The organism is Bordetella sp. 2513F2 (assembly GCF_054642735.1).
Window position 1 is genome coordinate 1,384,978 of sequence record NZ_CM137755.1, and the last position, 15,975, is coordinate 1,400,952.

The 15,975-nt window shown below is 65.9% G+C and carries 15 protein-coding genes and 1 other RNA gene; all 16 read right to left on the bottom strand.

The genetic code is table 11. From position 1 onward, the window contains the following. Positions 1–260: 260 nt before the first annotated feature. Positions 261–681, bottom strand: a transfer-messenger RNA (tmRNA) gene (gene ssrA / locus ACYBYQ_RS06535). A gap of 23 nt (positions 682–704) precedes the next feature. Beyond that, positions 705–1,883 (bottom strand): MFS transporter, encoded by a 1,179-nt coding sequence (locus ACYBYQ_RS06540; RefSeq protein WP_459617957.1) that lies wholly within the window; start codon positions 1,881–1,883, stop codon positions 705–707. A 207-nt stretch (positions 1,884–2,090) separates the two neighbouring features. Then, positions 2,091–2,765: a phosphoglycolate phosphatase gene (gene gph, locus ACYBYQ_RS06545; RefSeq protein WP_459617959.1), complete on the bottom strand. Its 675-nt coding sequence runs from the start codon at positions 2,763–2,765 to the stop codon at positions 2,091–2,093. Continuing rightward, the gene (ubiG, locus tag ACYBYQ_RS06550; RefSeq protein ID WP_459617960.1) at positions 2,762–3,484 is read right to left on the bottom strand and encodes a bifunctional 2-polyprenyl-6-hydroxyphenol methylase/3-demethylubiquinol 3-O-methyltransferase UbiG; all 723 of its coding nucleotides are present in this window, start codon (positions 3,482–3,484) and stop codon (positions 2,762–2,764) included. Before ubiG ends, gph begins: the two co-directional genes overlap by 4 nt. A gap of 323 nt (positions 3,485–3,807) precedes the next feature. Further along, positions 3,808–4,053, bottom strand: a complete 246-nt coding sequence (locus ACYBYQ_RS06555) for a DUF2274 domain-containing protein (protein WP_459617961.1) — start codon at positions 4,051–4,053, stop codon at positions 3,808–3,810. Next, on the bottom strand, positions 4,050–5,330 hold the full coding sequence (locus ACYBYQ_RS06560) for a TraB/TrbI/VirB10 family type IV secretion system protein (protein ID WP_459617962.1): 1,281 nt from the start codon (positions 5,328–5,330) through the stop codon (positions 4,050–4,052). Before ACYBYQ_RS06560 ends, ACYBYQ_RS06555 begins: the two co-directional genes overlap by 4 nt. 2 nt (positions 5,331–5,332) lie before the next feature. Next, entirely contained in the window at positions 5,333–6,325 is a 993-nt protein-coding gene (gene trbG, locus ACYBYQ_RS06565) for a P-type conjugative transfer protein TrbG (protein ID WP_459617963.1), read from the bottom strand. After that, positions 6,322–7,026 carry a conjugal transfer protein TrbF gene (trbF, locus tag ACYBYQ_RS06570; RefSeq protein WP_459617964.1) on the bottom strand — a complete coding sequence of 235 codons (705 nt, stop codon included), beginning with the start codon at positions 7,024–7,026 and terminating at the stop codon, positions 6,322–6,324. The genes trbG and trbF overlap by 4 nt, the downstream gene beginning before the upstream one ends. A 17-nt stretch (positions 7,027–7,043) precedes the next feature. Continuing rightward, a complete protein-coding gene (gene trbL, locus ACYBYQ_RS06575; protein ID WP_459617965.1) occupies positions 7,044–8,432 on the bottom strand; it encodes a P-type conjugative transfer protein TrbL in 1,389 nt (462 codons plus the stop codon). A 13-nt stretch (positions 8,433–8,445) separates the two neighbouring features. Continuing rightward, entirely contained in the window at positions 8,446–9,183 is a 738-nt protein-coding gene (trbJ, locus tag ACYBYQ_RS06580) for a P-type conjugative transfer protein TrbJ (RefSeq protein ID WP_459617966.1), read from the bottom strand. Further along, on the bottom strand, positions 9,180–11,642 hold the full coding sequence (gene trbE, locus ACYBYQ_RS06585; protein WP_459617967.1) for a conjugal transfer protein TrbE: 2,463 nt from the start codon (positions 11,640–11,642) through the stop codon (positions 9,180–9,182). The genes trbJ and trbE overlap by 4 nt, the downstream gene beginning before the upstream one ends. A gap of 11 nt (positions 11,643–11,653) precedes the next feature. Further along, complete coding sequence (locus ACYBYQ_RS06590; RefSeq protein ID WP_459617968.1) at positions 11,654–11,923, bottom strand: VirB3 family type IV secretion system protein; 270 nt, start codon at positions 11,921–11,923, stop codon at positions 11,654–11,656. Continuing rightward, entirely contained in the window at positions 11,920–12,306 is a 387-nt protein-coding gene (locus ACYBYQ_RS06595) for a TrbC/VirB2 family type IV secretion system protein (protein WP_459617969.1), read from the bottom strand. Before ACYBYQ_RS06595 ends, ACYBYQ_RS06590 begins: the two co-directional genes overlap by 4 nt. Next, positions 12,303–13,373 carry a P-type conjugative transfer ATPase TrbB gene (gene trbB, locus ACYBYQ_RS06600; RefSeq protein WP_459617970.1) on the bottom strand — a complete coding sequence of 357 codons (1,071 nt, stop codon included), beginning with the start codon at positions 13,371–13,373 and terminating at the stop codon, positions 12,303–12,305. Before trbB ends, ACYBYQ_RS06595 begins: the two co-directional genes overlap by 4 nt. Beyond that, positions 13,370–13,858, bottom strand: coding sequence for a CopG family transcriptional regulator (locus ACYBYQ_RS06605; protein WP_459617971.1), 489 nt, complete (start codon positions 13,856–13,858; stop codon positions 13,370–13,372). Before ACYBYQ_RS06605 ends, trbB begins: the two co-directional genes overlap by 4 nt. After that, positions 13,855–15,858 (bottom strand): conjugal transfer protein TraG, encoded by a 2,004-nt coding sequence (locus ACYBYQ_RS06610; protein ID WP_459618717.1) that lies wholly within the window; start codon positions 15,856–15,858, stop codon positions 13,855–13,857. The genes ACYBYQ_RS06605 and ACYBYQ_RS06610 overlap by 4 nt, the downstream gene beginning before the upstream one ends. Between the last annotated feature and the right edge of the window lie 117 nt (positions 15,859–15,975).

Below are 15,975 nucleotides of genomic sequence, written 5' to 3' on the forward strand. Positions count from 1 at the left end.
ATGGACTCCTGCCAACTCATGCGGAAGGGCTTGGCATTGCGGCATTCAACGTCGGTCAGGGGCAGGATTATTCAGGGCATGGTTGCGTAGGGGCATAGTGGCAAGAAGGGCGGTGTGTTTTTCACCATGTCCCTAAAACTACCCTGATGGCAACCGGATGAATATGGATGTCCTCGGACATTCATGGACGAAAAAAAATCCCCAAGTACCTGAAGTAATTGGGGATTTTGGATTCCAGCGGACGCCGCTGGACAGTTGATTGGTGGAGCCGGCGGGAATTGAACCCGCGTCCGCAAGCCCTCTGCAACCAGTTCTACATGCTTAGTCGACCTATTTCGATTTAACCCTGGACTTAGCCGATCGACAGGCCGGACCAGAGCGATTCACGTGATTTAAGCCGACGCCGTGTGACCCCAGCGGCGACCGATTCCTTGTAAATGACACTGCTGCGGTTCAGGACGGACTGCTTCGGGGGGTATAGGCCCTAGGCAGAGATCCTTAGGAAGGTTGCCCTTCCTCCGCCCGACCCAAGGACAGATCGGTGCAGCGGCTCACCGTTTAAGCGGCGAGAGCGAAACGCTCGTCGTTGGCGTTTATAGATTTCCAGTGGTTTTACGAGCTTACTGGTGCTCGGCATGCCCTGAGTTGTTTCGCGACCCACGTCGAATCCGGATCGGCCCCCAAGAACCTCTAATTGTACGCTTTTATGCAGGATCTTGCAGGTGTGGACGAGCTCCAGGCCGGGAGCGGCCGGCCGCCATGAGGGCCAGGGCCAGCATCATGGCCAGGCCTACGATGCCGGCTGCCGCGGGGCCGAGCGCGGCAAGGCCCTGGTGGTCGATCACGCCGCCGCCCACGGCTGCGCCCAGGCCTATGCCGGCATTGGCGCCCGAGATGTTCAGCGAGGCGGCAAACGCGGGGGCCTGCGGAGCCGCCTTCATCAGCCGGACGTGACAGACGGTGAGCAGGGCTGCCTGGGCGACGCCCCAGGCCCCGAGCGCCGCGGCCAGCAGGCCGGGCACGCGCATGGCTGGAACAGCCAGGACGAGGCCGATCGCCAGCACGCCGCAGAACAGCAGGGTGGCGCCCAGCGGGCTGCGGTCGACCAGGCGTCCGCCGACCCAGTTGCCCACGATGCCGATGCCGCCGAAAGCCATGAGGGTCCAGCCCACCACCTGGCCGTCCAGGCCGGCCAGCCGTTCCAGCATGTCGGCCAGGTAGGTATAGGCCGTGAACATGCCGGTGAACACCAGGAGCGAGAGCAGGACATGCCCCAGCAGGGTGCGGCTGCGCAGGATGCCGAGTTGCTGGCGCAGGCGCAGCGTGCCGCCGGCCGGCCGCAGCGTCGGGAACCAGCCGTACAGCAGCAGCGCCTTGGCGCCGGCCACCGCCGCCAGGATGCCGAAAGCGGCGCGCCAGCCCAGCGCGTCGGAAATCAGCACGCCCAGCGGGATGCCGAATACCGATGCGGCCACGATGCCCGTGGCCACCATGGAGATCGCGCGGCCCGCGCGCGCGGGCCCGACCAGTTCGACGGCGGTGGCGCTGGCCAGGGACCAGAACACCGGGAGGGCCAGGGCGGGCAGGAAGCGCGCGAGGGCCATCAGGCCGAAGCTGGGCGCCACGGCTGCCAGTATGTTGGAACCGCAGAAGAGCGCCAGCACGCCGGCGAACAGGCGCCGGCGCTCCACGTGGGCGAGCAGCGCGGTGGAGAGGGGGCCGGTGGCGGCGACGGTGAAGGCGAACAGCGACACCAGCAGGCCGGCCTGCGACACGCTGACCTGCAGGTCGCGTGCCATGGCGGGGAGCAGGCCGACGATAAGGAACTCGGTGGTCAGTACGGTAAAGCCGGCAGCAGAAAGCAGGATGATGGGCAACAGCATGGAATTGCGCCGCGGGTTGGCCGCTGCGCCATAGGAAGGAATCGGGGAGAGCACGGGAAAAGGGGCGCACGATGCGCCGTGCGCCAGCTTACGCGGGGGAAGGGGCCGGAATAAAGCGGCTGGTGCCAGCTTCAGTTGTCGATGCCGGCGTCCAATGGGCGAACGCGGAAAGCCATCCGGCGCAACGGCTGCGACGCCGCCCGCCGCTCAGCGCAGATCGGCCGGCAGCACCGAACGTATGGCGGGCCACAGGGCGGCCACGCTGTCGGCGCAGGCGTCTGCTTGCCAGGTGGTCACGTCGGCATCTTCGCCCACGTAGCCGTAGGCGGCAGCCACTGCCGGCATGCCCGCCGCGTGAGCCGCGAGCACGTCGCGCAGGTCGTCGCCCACGTACACGCAGCGGTCCACTTCATAGCCCGCCTGGCGCGCCGCCAGCTGCAGCGGGGCCGGGTGCGGCTTGGGATGCTCGGCCGTGTCCCCGCACACCAGGGCCGCGGTGCGCTCGGCCAGCCCCAGGAACTGCACGATGGGGACGGTGAGGTGGGTGACCTTGTTCGTGACGATGCCCCAGGCCATGCCGGCAGCCGCGATGCGGTCCAGCAGCTCGGCAATGCCGGGGAACAGCCGGCTGTGCCGGGTGGATCCGGCCGCGTAGTCTGCCAGGAACTGCTGGCGCGCCGGCTCGTAATCGGGCTGGTCGGGGGCCAGATCCAGCGCCACGCGCAACAGGCCGCGCGCGCCATGCGAGGCCACCGGCCGCAGCCGTTCGTAGGGCAGTGGCTGCAGGCCGCGCCGTTCGCGCTGGCGGTTGGCCGCGGCGGCCAGGTCGGGGGCCGTGTCGGCCAGGGTCCCGTCGAAGTCGAACAGGATCAGCGCGCTCATTTGCGGGTGGCCATCAGGTAGTTCACCGAGGTGTCGGCCGACAGGCTGTATATCTTCGTGATGGGGTTGTATTCCATGCCGCGCATCGCCACCGGCTGCAGGCCGGCCTCGCGGGCCGACGCGGCCAGCTCGCTGGGCTTGATGAAATTCTCGTAGCTGTGCGTGCCGCGCGGCAGCAGGCGTAGCAGGTACTCGGCGCCGATGATGGCGAACAGGAACGACTTGGGGTTGCGGTTCAGGGTGGAATAGAACACCCACCCGCCCGGCTTGACCAGGGCGGCGCAGGCCCGCACGACCGAGGCCGGGTCCGGCACGTGCTCGAGCATTTCCATGCAGGTGACGATGTCGTAGGTGGCGGGCTGCTCCGCGGCCAGCGTTTCCACGGGAACGGCGCGGTATTCCACCGGCACCCCGGATTCGAGGCCATGCAGGCGCGCCACCTTGAGCGACTTCTCGGCCAGATCGATGCCGGTGACGGTGGCGCCCGCCCTGGCCATGGATTCGGACAGGATGCCGCCCCCGCAGCCCACGTCCAGCACGCGCTTGCCGTCCAGCGGGCCAGCCTGTTCGCGTATCCAGTCGAGCCGCAGCGGGTTGATGGCGTGCAGCGGCTTGAATTCGCTTTCCGGATCCCACCAGCGGGCGGCCAGGGCACTGAACTTGTCGAGCTCGGCTTGGTCGACATTCACGTCGGGACGGGCAGGGGATGTGGTGGTCATGGGCGGGAATGGCCGTGGGCCAGGCAACAAAAAATGGCCGGTGTCAAGCCTTTCATGTAATTCACGCGGGGCTTGAAACCTTATACGAGGCAATAGGTTAGCTCTGTTTCGTGCCACCTGCATGGGAGGCGGCGTTGTGGGCTGGGAGCCACATAAGAGCCTTGGGAAAGCAAGCCAGGTCGCGTTGTATCGGTGACGATTAGCGAAGGATTAGCGGCTTGTTTGGTCATCATAGCCCATTCTTTCGCGCCCTATCCAGAACGAAGAACGCGCAGCGTTGGGCTGCGCGTTCGAGGGATAACCAACGTAGTGGGTGTGCATCGTCAGCCAGGTTTCGGGGGAACGGTCTTGCTTGCGCTTCCCTTCTTGAATCCCCGATCCCCGGCGATGAATGCCTCCAGCATATGCGGGACCAGCGTCACGGCATCGACCGCTTCACCATAGGTCTGCGAGTGAAGCTGCGCATAGCGGTCGAGATCGGCTTTCAGACTTGCCGGGCACGCGAAGGTCAGCTTTGTAACCTCTTGGCGGGGCAACGGGCCAAGGCGCAATTTTCTGGTCGTGCTCATCGTGAAGTTCCCCGATTGACGAACAACGGTTGGTAGGCACGCAATACCAGATCGCGCGCCACGATGATCCGCACCGGCAGGCCTGGCCGACTGGTCAGCGTGGGCTGTATGTTGAGATTGCGCCGGGTCATCTCCTGGCCAACCTGATTGATGCTGTCCTGTGCGCTGTCGCGCCCGGCGATGATGACGCGATCGCCGTCCTGACGGTTCTCAGGTGCGGCTAGCTCGGCGCCGATGCCCAGCAGTGTCGTCAGGGCCGCGCCAGCAAAGATCCGATCCCAATGCCAGTCCACATCGTCTTCCAGTCCGGCATAGCCAGCCGGATCGGTGCCGGCCAGGTTGTCGAGCGTGAGTGAAGACGTGTCGGGCAGGATGATGCGGTTCCACACCACCTGCACGCGGCTCTGCCCGTAGCTGACCTGGCTGTTGTATCTGCCCAGGATGCGCGAACCCTGCGGGATCAGCAGGAACTTGCCGGTGGCCGTGTCGTAGACCGGCTCCGTGACCGTGGCAATCACATCGCCCGGCAAATCCGACTTGATGCCCGTCACCAATGCGCCTGCGATGACTGTCCCGGCCATGACCTGATACGGCGAAGCGGGCATTTGCAGGTTGCCGGAGTTACGGGTTTCCGTAGCACCGCCTGCCAGGAACGCCTCTTTCTGATCTTGGCGGTTCTGCACGGCGGTCGGGTCGGCAGGCTGGGCCGCCGTCGAGGCCGGGCCAGCCGCCAGCGGGTCGAAGGCCGCGTTGGCAGCGAAACCCGGCGCGGCGGCAACTTGCGACTGCGCCACGGGCGCGGCCTGCGGCGAGCCGGTGCGGAAGAATACCGATGAAGCCGCCGCCGCTTCGGCTTCCTTGCGCAGCGCGTCGTTGGGGTCGTAACCCGGTGCGGCATAGGCGGCCGTTATCGGCTGCTGCGAGTTCACGATGGCCGGGCCTAGATCGCCCGGCAGCGGTGGCCCCAGCTCGGGCACGGCAGGCGGCAACGTCGGCGGCAGCTTGGAGTAGTCTGCCGGCAGCGCATCCAGCCCTTCGGACCTGGAGACGCGATCGACGTTGTATAGCTCGGTCTGTTCGCTGGCCCCGCGCCGCTGCGGTTGAAGCGACCACATCAACGCGCCGAGCACGGCGACCGACATGCCGCCAGCAAGGATGGCCAGCGTGCGCCGGTTCAGGCGCGTGACCGGGCGCGGCTGGGCGCGCAGCGCCACCACCTCGGGCGCAAGCTTGCCCGCCTGCGGCGCGGCCAGCTCTGGAGTGTCGTCCTGGCTCATGCTCAGTCCCTCCCGGCGATGCCATCCGTGCGTTCGATGCGCACCACGTCGCCCTTGTCGGCCCCCAGGCGCAGTTCCGCCGCGCCGAACAGGCGATCGACGATGTAGTACGGCGAGCGGAAGCGGTAGTTCACCAATTGCCCGTCACCCTGCGCACCGATCACGAACAGCGGCGGCAGCTCGCCCTGAGCGATGCCCGCCGGGAACTGGATATAGACCTTTTCGCCATCGTCAAACGCCCTCAATGGCTTCCACGGCGGATTGCTGCCCGACACCGAGTAACGGAAACGGATGTTCTGCAGCGACAGACCCGTATCGACCGGCGCGGCAGCGCTGGCTGCCTGCGACTGGCGCTGCAAGGCCAGCATCCGGTCCTTGGGATAGTCCCAGGACACCGACGCCATCCAGGCCTTGTCGGTCGAGGTCAGTTCCAGCAGGTACGTCCTGCGACTGGTGGTGATGACCAGATTGGTCTTCAACCCGGAACGGATGGGTTTCACCAGCACATTGACGCGCAGATCGGCCCCGCTGCCGCTGGAGGTATCGCCGACGATCCAGCGCACGGTATCGCCCGCGGCGACCGTCACCAGTTCCTCGCCGGGCTGAAGCGCAATCACGGTCACGCGCCCCACGGACGCATAGACCTGGTACAGCGCCCCATCGGTGAAGGGCCAGACCTGAATCGCATTGACGTAACCCTCGCGAGTCGGGGCGATACGTGCCTCGGCATTGGCACGAGAGACGCGCACCTTCTCGTCGGCGGGCTCCGGCGCAACTGGGGCCGCATCGACGCCCGGTAGCGGCTTCAATTGTGCAGGCAGCGCCAGCGGTTCGGGAACGGCGACGACTTCGATGGGCTTGGGTGGTTCCGGTAGTGGTTGCGCCTGCACCGGCTCATCAAGCGAAATGGACGGCGGCGGTTTGCCCTGCGTGGCGCAGCCCGACAGGGCCGCCACGGTCAGCACGGAAACGTAAAAGCGGAAAGGCAGGTTCATGGCTTGGTTCCTTCGGAAGCATCCAGTTCGCGGCTCCACGACAAGCCGTTGACGTAGATCCCCAGCGGGTTCTTGCGCAGGCGCTGTTCGGTGCGCGGGGTTTGCAGGACGGTGGAAAGCACGGCGTTCCAGCGCTCGGTGCCAGCGGGCGCGCCATTGACGAAGCGCTGTTCCGTCCAACGGACGTTGAACGAGGCGTCGCTCGCGCGCGTGACGCTGGTGATCTGCACCGTCACCGACTCGCGGCCGACGCGGGCGAACGGATCGTTCTTGTTCGCATAGTCGTTGAGCACGGCCGCACCCCGGTCGGTGGTGTAGTCGTAGGCATCGAGCCAGTTCTGCCGCACCACAATGGGATCGATGGACAGCGAACGAACCAGCGTCACGAAGCGCGCCAAGTGGTGCGCGATCTGCGCATCGGTGGGCCGGTATGGCGTAGCCGCCTCGCCCACGGTGCGCACCTGGCCGGACTGATCGACCTCGATCACATAGGGCGTGACGATGGACTGCGCCGAACGCCACACCAAACCTCCGGCCATCAGCAGCGCCAGCACCAGGCAGCCAAAGGCCATCAACCGCCAGTTCTTCGCCTGAACGCGGGCCGAGCCAATGCGCTCGTCCCAGACCTGCGCGGCAGCTTGATACGGGGTGGCAGGCTGCGGCGTGTCGGCGTAGCGCACCTGCGCGCGTTTGAATCGCATGGGGTTCTCCTTGAAGGTCAGCTATCGGAATCGCGCAGGCTCGGGCCTTGGCCCGAACCACCGCCGTCGCCACCACGCAGCGTGCGGGCGGCGGTGGTGGCGGCATGGGTGATCTGCTGGCGTCGTTGCAGGCGCTTGGCCCAGCCGGGTTGTTCCTGCTTCTGCGCGTTGGCAGTGCCGCCAGCGGCATTCCCGGTGGTGGCTTGCCCGGCAACGCCACCACCGGCTCCACCATCCGCACTGGAACCATTCCAGCCAGCCCGGAACGGCGCTGCCGCCTTGGCAGCCGCCGACTTGATGCCAGCCCCCGCACGCTGGCCCGCCGCCTGCGCGCCACGCTTGGCGACATTGCCCGCATCGGCCATCGCACCCTTGGTTCCGCCGCCCGCTGCGGCGGAACCGGCCTGGAATGCCGATTTCGCGCTACCTGCCGTTGAGGTGGCGGCCCGTGCGCCAGCCCCAGCGAGCTTGGCAGCGGCAGGCGCCATCCTGGCTCCCGCCATCACCGCACCGCCCACGCCGGTGGCAGCCGCGCCCACGGCAACCGCCGCGCCTGCCGCCCCGACGGCCGCACCGGCCATCGCCCCGGCCCCCAACTGCGGCGCACCGGACACAAGGCCGGTAGCGATGCCCGGTCCGAAGATGCCCAGCGCCAGCAAGGCGAGCGAAGCCAGCATCACGACCAGGGCGTGGTCAACGGAGGGTTCGGCCGGATGCACCTGGAATTCAGCGAACAGGCCAGTTCCGATACCGACGATGACGGCCAGCACCAAGACCTTGATGCCCGAGGACACCACATTGCCCAGCACCTTCTCGGCCAGAAAGCTGGTCTTGTTCCACAAAGCGAACGGCACCAGCACGAAGCCGGCCAGCGTGGTCAGCTTGAATTCGATCAGCGTGATGAAAAGCTGGATCGCCAGCACAAAGAAGCACAGGATCACCACCGCCCAGGCCAGGAACATGACCACGATGGGCGTGAGGTTCACGAACACTTCCGGAAAGCCCGCCATGTCGCTGATCTGCTTCAGGATGGGCGCTGCCGCGTCGATGCCGGTCTTGGCCAGGCGTCCCGGTTGCAGGAAGTCGCCCATGCTCAGGGTCGAGCCGCTGGCCGTCAGGCCCAGGCCCGCGAACGAGCGGAACACGATCCCAGCCAGCCAGTTGAAGTTGCCGATGATGTAGGCGAAGGCGCCGACGTAGAGCACCTTGCGCAGCAGCTTGGCGATCACGTCCTCGCCCTGGCCGGTGGCATGGCTCATGGCCCAGTACAGGCCGGCAATCGTCATGTCGATGACGATCAGCGTGGCGGTCAGGAACGCCACTTCGTCTTGCAGCAGCCCGAAACCGGAGTCGATATAGCGCGAGAAGGTGTTCAGGAAACGGTCGATGACCGTTACGTCGTTCATAGCGGCACTCCCGTCAGTTGCCGTAAAAATCCACGCGCTGCGGCGTGTACGGCGTGCCGTCGCCCAGGAAGCGGCGCGTCACCTCGCGCCCGCGCTCGCTAGCTGCCGCCTGCCGTGCCAGTTCCAGCGCGGCGGCGCGTTCCTGTGTGATCTGGAGTTGCTGGGCGTGGATCGACTGCTTGACCTGCAAGGCCAGAAGCTGGTTGGTCGCCTGCTGCGCCTGCAAGGCGCCGGTGGCCGACTGACTCTGACTCACGAGGTCGGCCAATGCGCTTTCATCCTGGGCCAGGTTCTGCGACACCTGCGCCTGCATCCGCATTGCGGTGTGCAGGCCATCGAGCGTGTTTTTCCAGCGATCCTGTGCATCGCGCAGCATCTGGTCGCCGCTGACGGTGGTGGCGTACTGCTCGGGATACAACCGCGCGAACTCCCGATCCATGTTCTGCACATCAAAGGCCAATCCTTGCGCCTCGGCGATCAGGCGTTCGGTGGTGGCGAGCGTGGAGCGCAGGCGATTGACGATGTTGAAATCCAGCTTCGCCAGATTGCGCGCCTGGTTCATCAGCATCTGCGCTTCGTTCTGAAGCTGATTGATCTGGTTGTTGATCTGCTCCAGCGTGCGCACGGCGGTCAGCGTGTTCTGTACGAAGTTCGACGGGTCAAATACCGTCAGCGCGGATGCAGGCTGCGAAGCCAGCAGCGATACCGACAACACGGCGACCAGCGTTATGGAAAGAACACGGGTCTTCATGGCGAAACCTCCAGTGGCTGGATGTTGGGAAACGACGCGGCGGACGATGAGGAACCGGGAAACGAAGGCAGCAGGTCGGCGGCCCAATCAAGGCCGCGATGGCGCCGCCACGCACCAGCGAAGCCGGAAGCGCCTGCATTGGCAAGCACGCCGTCTATATCGCGCTGGTCTTGCGGCGTGGATGCGCCGGCAAAGGCCAGCGTGGCTGGCCCCAGGTCGAGGTCGAACAGGCGATTGCCCAGACGCGACTGGTAGTAGTAGTCGCGCTTCGGGATCGCGGTCGCCACGATCTCGATCTGGCGGCTGTTGAGGCCGAATCCCTCGTAGATCGTGCGAATCTGCGGTTCGGTCGCCTGCGGGTTGGGCAGGAAGATGCGGCTGGCGCAGCTTTCGATCACCGCCGGGGCAATGCTCGAATCCTTGATGTCGGCCAGCGACTGCGTGGCGAAGATCACCGAAACGTTTTTCTTGCGCAGTGTCTTGAGCCACTGGCGGATGCGGGCGGCGAACACCGGGTCATCGAGAAACAGCCAGGCTTCGTCCAGAATCAACAGCGTGGGCACGCCGTCGAAGCGGTCATCGAAGCGGGCGAACAGGTAGCCCAGCACGGCCAGCACCGCCGCCTTGCTGTGCATGAGTTCTTCCATCTCGAAGCACTGCACAGAACCCGAGCCAAGACGATCCGAGTCTGCGTCCAGCAGCTTGCCGTGGGCACCGCCCAGCACATAGGGCGCGAGCGCCTGGCGCAGTGCGTTCGATTGCAGCAGCACCGACAGGCCCGTCAGCGTGCGCTGCTCTACTGGCGCACCGGCCAGGCTGCCGAGTGCAGACCAGATCGCCGCCTTCTCGTCCGGGCCGACGGTCACGCCTTCGTGCAGCAACCGGCCTTCCACCCATTCGGCGGCCCAGGTGCGGTAGCCCTCCTGGTCGATGCGGGCCAGGGGCTGGAAGGCAATCGCCCCATCGTTGCCCAGGTCGTAATGCTCACCGCCCAGCCCCAGAATGGTGGCGCGCATAGAACGTCCCATATCGAACGCGAAGATGCGCGAGCCGGGATAACGGCGGAACTGCATCGCCAGCGTGGCGAGCAACACCGACTTGCCCATGCCTGTCGGCCCGGCGACCAGCGTGTGGCCCACGTCGCCGATATGCGTCACCAGCCTGAATGGCGTCGCGCCATCGGTGCGGGTCACGATCAGCGGCGGGCCGTCGAGGTGAGCATTCTTCTCCGGCCCGGCCCACACGGCGGACACCGGCATCATGTGCGCCAGGTTCAGCGTCGAGACGATGGGCTGGCGCACGTTCGCGTAGGCGTTGCCGGGGATGGACGACAGCCAGGCATCCACGGCGTTGAGCGTTTCGGAAATAGTGACGAAGCCGCGTCCCTGGATGACACGCTCCACCATGCGCAGCTTTTCATCGGCCACAGCCGGGTCGGTATCGAGCACCGTCACCGTGGCGGTGATGTAGCCGAAGGCGACTTGATCACTGCCCAACTCCTGCAGGGCGGCATCGGCATCGGCGGCCTTGTTGCTGGCGTCGGTATCGACCAGCGGCGATTCCTGCTGGAAGATCGTCTCGCGCAGCAACGCCACCACGTTCTTGCGCTTGGCGAACCATTGGCGGCGCAGGCGGCCGAGCTCTTTTTCCGCCTCGGCCTTGTCCATGCAGACAAAGCGCGTGCTCCAGCGGTAGGCAAAGCCCAGGCGGTTTAGATCGTCCAGAATCCCCGGCCAGGTCGAGGTCGGAAAGCCTCGCACCGACACCACGCGCAGGTGCGCATCGCCCAGCGCGGGCGCCAGGCCACCGACCAGGGCGCAGTCGGCCAGCAGCGCGTCGATGTGAAAAGGCACGTCGGGCACGGCTAGCGGATAGCGCCGCGTGGACACCGTGGCGTGCAGGTAGGTCAGCGTCTGGCTGTCATCCAGCCAGGCGATTTCCGGCATCACGCCATCGAGCAAGTCGAAGACACGATCGGTTTCCGCGATAAAGGCATCGAGCCGGCCACGCCAGTCCACGCCGTCGCCCGGCGCGTTCTCGTAGAGCATCTTGGCGGCACGGGCGCGGGATTCCTCTGGCGGCAAATAGGCCAGCGTAAGATGATAGGCGCTCTCGTAGTGGTGGCTGGATTCTTCGAAGACCGCGCGGCGTTCTTCCTCCACCAGCCAGGACAAGGGTTCGGGAAATTCGGAGCGTGGATAGCCCGCTGCCGCTCGGCGGTCGGCCTCAATGAACAAGGCCCAACCCGAACCCAGGCGGCGCAGCGCGTTGTTCAGGCGCGCCGATGTGGCGATCAGCTCGCCCTGCGTGGCGCTATCCAGATCCGGCCCACGAAAGCGTGCCGTACGCTGGAAACTGCCGTCCTTGTTCAAGACGACGCCCGGCGCGATCAGCCCGGCCCAGGGAAGCCAGTCGGCAAGCAAAGCCGGGCGCTGGCGGTATTCGGCAAGGTTCAGCATGGCGGCGTCCCCTATACGTCCAGCAGCGGCTTGTGCTTGATGTGCCGGGCGAAGACCTGCATGAACTGCGCATCGACGCGCGCCCCCCAGACTGCCAGCGAATGGCCGGCGATCCAGAGCACGACACCGGGAATCCACAGTTGCAGGCCCAGCCCGACGGCGGCGGCCAGCGTGCCGTTGGCGATCGCCACGGTGCGCGGCGCACCGCCCAGCAGGATCGGCTCGGTGAGCGACCGATGCAGCGGCACCTCGAAGCCCGGAAGAACGTTGGCCGCACTCATACGACGGCCCCGCCGGAGAAGCTGAAGAAGCTCAGGAAGAACGAAGACGCGGCGAAGGCGATGGACAGACCAAAGACGATCTGGATGAGCTTGCGAAAGCCCCCGCTGGTATCGCCGAAGGCCAGCGCCAGGCCCGTGGCGATGATGATGATGACCGCGACGATGCGCGCCACCGGCCCCTGGATGGATTCAAGGATGGATTGCAGCGGGCCTTCCCAGGGCATCGAGGAGCCGGCGGCCTGCGCCGTGCCCGCCAGCAACAGCATCAACACCGCGAGCAGCAGCCCTTGTCCAGTCGGACGGGCCAGCCTGCGCAGCCGCGCAAGGCTGGACAGGCGCGGAAGCGGATTTACGGAAAAGCGGAAAGCATCAAGGTGCGTCATGGCAGTTCTCCAGGTTGGTCAGGGGACGAGGAAGGCGCCGCGACAGCGGCTGCAAGAGAAACAGGTGGCGGCTCGGCGAACGGCGTTTCCAGCGCATTCGCCAGGCGGTAGCCCGTACCGTCGAAGCCATTGAGGCTGGCGATGGCTTCGACGCGGCGCTTGCGGCCACGGCCGGCGATGTGGATCACAACATTGACTGCCTCGGCGATCAGGGCGCGGGGCGGGTTCACCGCCACTTCGAGAATCAGTTGCTCCAGTCGCAGCAGTGCGCCAAGCGCGGAACCCGCGTGGATGGTGGCAATACCGCCGGGGTGGCCGGTGCCCCACACCTTGATGAGATCCAGGGCTTCGCCGCCGCGCACTTCGCCCACGATCACGCGGTCAGGACGCAGGCGCATGGTGACGCGCACCAGCTCGGTCATGGACACGACACCGGCGCGCGTGCGCAGCGGCACATGGTCGCGTGCGGCGCATTGCAGTTCGATGGTGTCTTCGAGCACCAGCACGCGGTCGCCGGTGGCGGCGATCTCGGCCAGCAAGGCATTGGCCAGCGTGGTCTTGCCGCTGCTCGTGGCTCCGGCGATCAGGATGTTCTGGCGCTCGCGCACGGCACGGCGCAGGAAGTCCGCCTGTTCGGCGCTCAGGATGCCGTCGCCCACGTACTGCTCAAGGCCGATGATGTTGACGGCTCGCTTGCGCAGTGCGAAGGCTGGCCCCGACGCGGCGGGCGGCAAGATGCCCTCGAACCGTTCGCCCGTCTCGGGCAGTTCGGCGGTCAAGAGCGGCTGGCCGCGATGCACTTCCGCGCCGACGTGCGCGGCGACCAGGCGGATGATGCGTTCGCCATCGGCCTCGGGTAGTTCGACGCCGACCGGCATCCGACCAGATGACAGGCGGTCCACCCACAATGTCCGGTCAGGGTTGAGCATCACTTCCACCACGTCCGGGTCTTCCAGCGCGGCGGCGATCACCGGCCCCATAGCGGTGCGCAGCATCTGGATACGGCGATCCTGGGATGCCGCCGCAGATGAGCGCGGCTCAGGTGCAGTCTGTGGCACGGCACTCATGACGCACGCTCCGCAGTGCGCGCATGGGCGGACGCCATCGCCGCTGCGTCATCCATCCGCATGGGATCGGGGTGCAGTTCCTCCACCACATCGCGCACCAGGCTGCGGCCGCGCAGCAGGTGCCTGCCGAGCTGTTCGACGAACTGCTCAAAGCGCGCCTTGCCCTGGGCGCGGGCCGCGTCCTGATGGGCCTCAGGCACCGGCGTGCTGACGGTCAGGTAGTAGCGGACGAACAGCGCCAGCGTTTCGATCTGGATGTTCTGGTCACGCTCCAGGCGTTCGGCCTGGCGCGAGAGACGATCCAGCCGCTTGGCAAACGCCGCCTCGCGCTGGTCGCCAGCGTCCGGTGATAGCCAGGACGCCAGGGCAGCAGCAACGATGCTGGACTTCGAGACGCCTTTCTTGGCGGCCAGTTCGTCCAGGCGCTTGGCGTGCTCGTGCTGGATAAACAGGTTCAGGCGGTAGCTGGAACGGTTCAGGCTCATAGTTCGATTCCGTCGTTGGGGTTAAGCGATGCCAGCCGCGCCGTGCGCTGCATGGCGGGATCGAGCTGGCGGGGAAGCGGCAACGGGTCGTCGTCATCCAGCAGCGAAAGGTCGCTGGCCGGGTGCTGAGGCTCGGGGTCGTAGGCGACGGCCTCGGACAGTTCGGGCTGGCGGCGCGGGCCGCCGTCATCGGTCGAACCCAAGTTCTCCAGGTCGTCGGCAGAAGCCGTGGCTGGTGCCACAGGCATCGCCGGTATCGCCAACCCGCTCCAGTCGTCTGGCCGTGCCGACGGCGCATCGGCATAGCGGCCCGCCGTCACCAAAGGCGGAGGCAATACCCGCTGCTTGAAATTGGCGTCGGCGTAATAGCGCAGCTTCTTCGCCTTGATCGGTGCGACGCTGGACACCATCACCACGGCCTCGTCGGGCGGAAGCTGCATCACTTCGCCCGGCGTCAGCAGCGGACGTGCGGTTTCCTGGCGCGACACCATCAGGTGCCCCAGCCACGGCGCAAGCCGGTGGCCGGCGTAGTTGCGCTGGGCGCGCAGTTCGGTGGCGGTGCCCAGTGTCTCGGAAATGCGCTTGGCCGTGCGTTCGTCGTTGGTAGCGAACGTCACCCGGACATGGCAGTTGTCGAGGATGGAATGGTTCTGGCCGTAGGCTTTGTCGATCTGGTTGAGCGACTGCGCGATGAGGAAACTGCGGATGCCGTAGCCCGCCATGAAGGCCAGCGCTGTCTCGAAGAAGTCCAGGCGGCCGAGCGCCGGGAATTCGTCGAGCATCAGCAGCAGCTTGTGGCGTCGCTCGATGCCATCGCTGCCATCGAGCGATTCCGTGAGCCGCCGCCCGATCTGGTTGAGGATCAGCCGGATCAGCGGCTTGGTACGGCTGATGTCAGACGGCGGCACCACCAGGTACAGCGACACCGGATGTTTAGAAGCAATCAGGTCGGCGATGCGCCAGTCGCAGCGCGAGGTGACTTCCGCCACTGTCGGGTCGCGGTACAGGCCCAGGAACGACATGGCGGTGGAGAGCACGCCCGAGCGTTCGTTGTCCGACTTGTTGAGCACTTCACGCGCAGCGGATGCGACGACCGGATGCGGAGCATCGCCCAGGTGCTTGGTCGTCATCATCCGGTGCAAGGTCAGCTCGAACGGACTGGTTGGGTCGGAAAGGAAATTGGCGACGCCGCGCAGCGTCTTGTCTTCGCCCGCGTAGAGCACATGCAGGATGGCACCAACCAGCAGCACGTGACTGGTCTTCTCCCAGTGATTGCGCTTCTCCAGCGCGCCTTCGGGATCGACCAGAATGTCGGCGATGTTCTGCACGTCGCGCACTTCATGCGCGCCGCGCCGCACTTCCAGCAGCGGGTTGTACGCGGCCGAACTAGCATCGGTTGGGTTGAACAGCAGGCAGTGCGAAAAGCGCGAGCGCCAGCCTGCCGTGATCTGCCAGTTCTCGCCCTTGATGTCGTGGATGACGGCAGATGCGGGCCAGGACAGCAGTGTCGGCACCACCAGGCCCACACCCTTGCCCGAGCGCGTGGGCGCAAAGGTCAGAACGTGTTCCGGGCCTTCGTGCCGCAGGTACTGGTCATCATGCCGACCAAGGAATACGCCTGCGGGCTGGGTGAGCCCTGCTTCGCGAATATCTCCCGCATCAGCCCAGCGTGCCGAACCATAGGTGGTGACAAGTTTCGACTGCCGCGAACGCCACACCGACATGGCAATGGCGACCACCACGGCGGCCAGGCCGCTGCCGCCTGCGATCAGCCCTCCGGTGTCGAAGATGTGCGGCGCATAGGCGTCGAAGAAAAACCACCACTCGAACAACCGCCAGGGGTGATAGACCGGCGTGCCGAAGATATCGAACCAGGGCGAGCCAAGACGTAGTTGGTAGCCCAGGGCAGCGGCTGTCCATTGTGTGGCACTCCACACGCCGACAATCACGATGCCGAAAACGACACCGATTTGCCCGAACAGTACCCCTTGACCTTGCATGGCGACCGCTCCCTTCTCCCGCAAAATGAAGCCCACGAAAAGCAGCACGGAGACGTGCCGCAGCCGTCAGGTTCGGTGCGGGATCAAGGCCGGTCAAAGGCCGTTGTGGCGGGAACT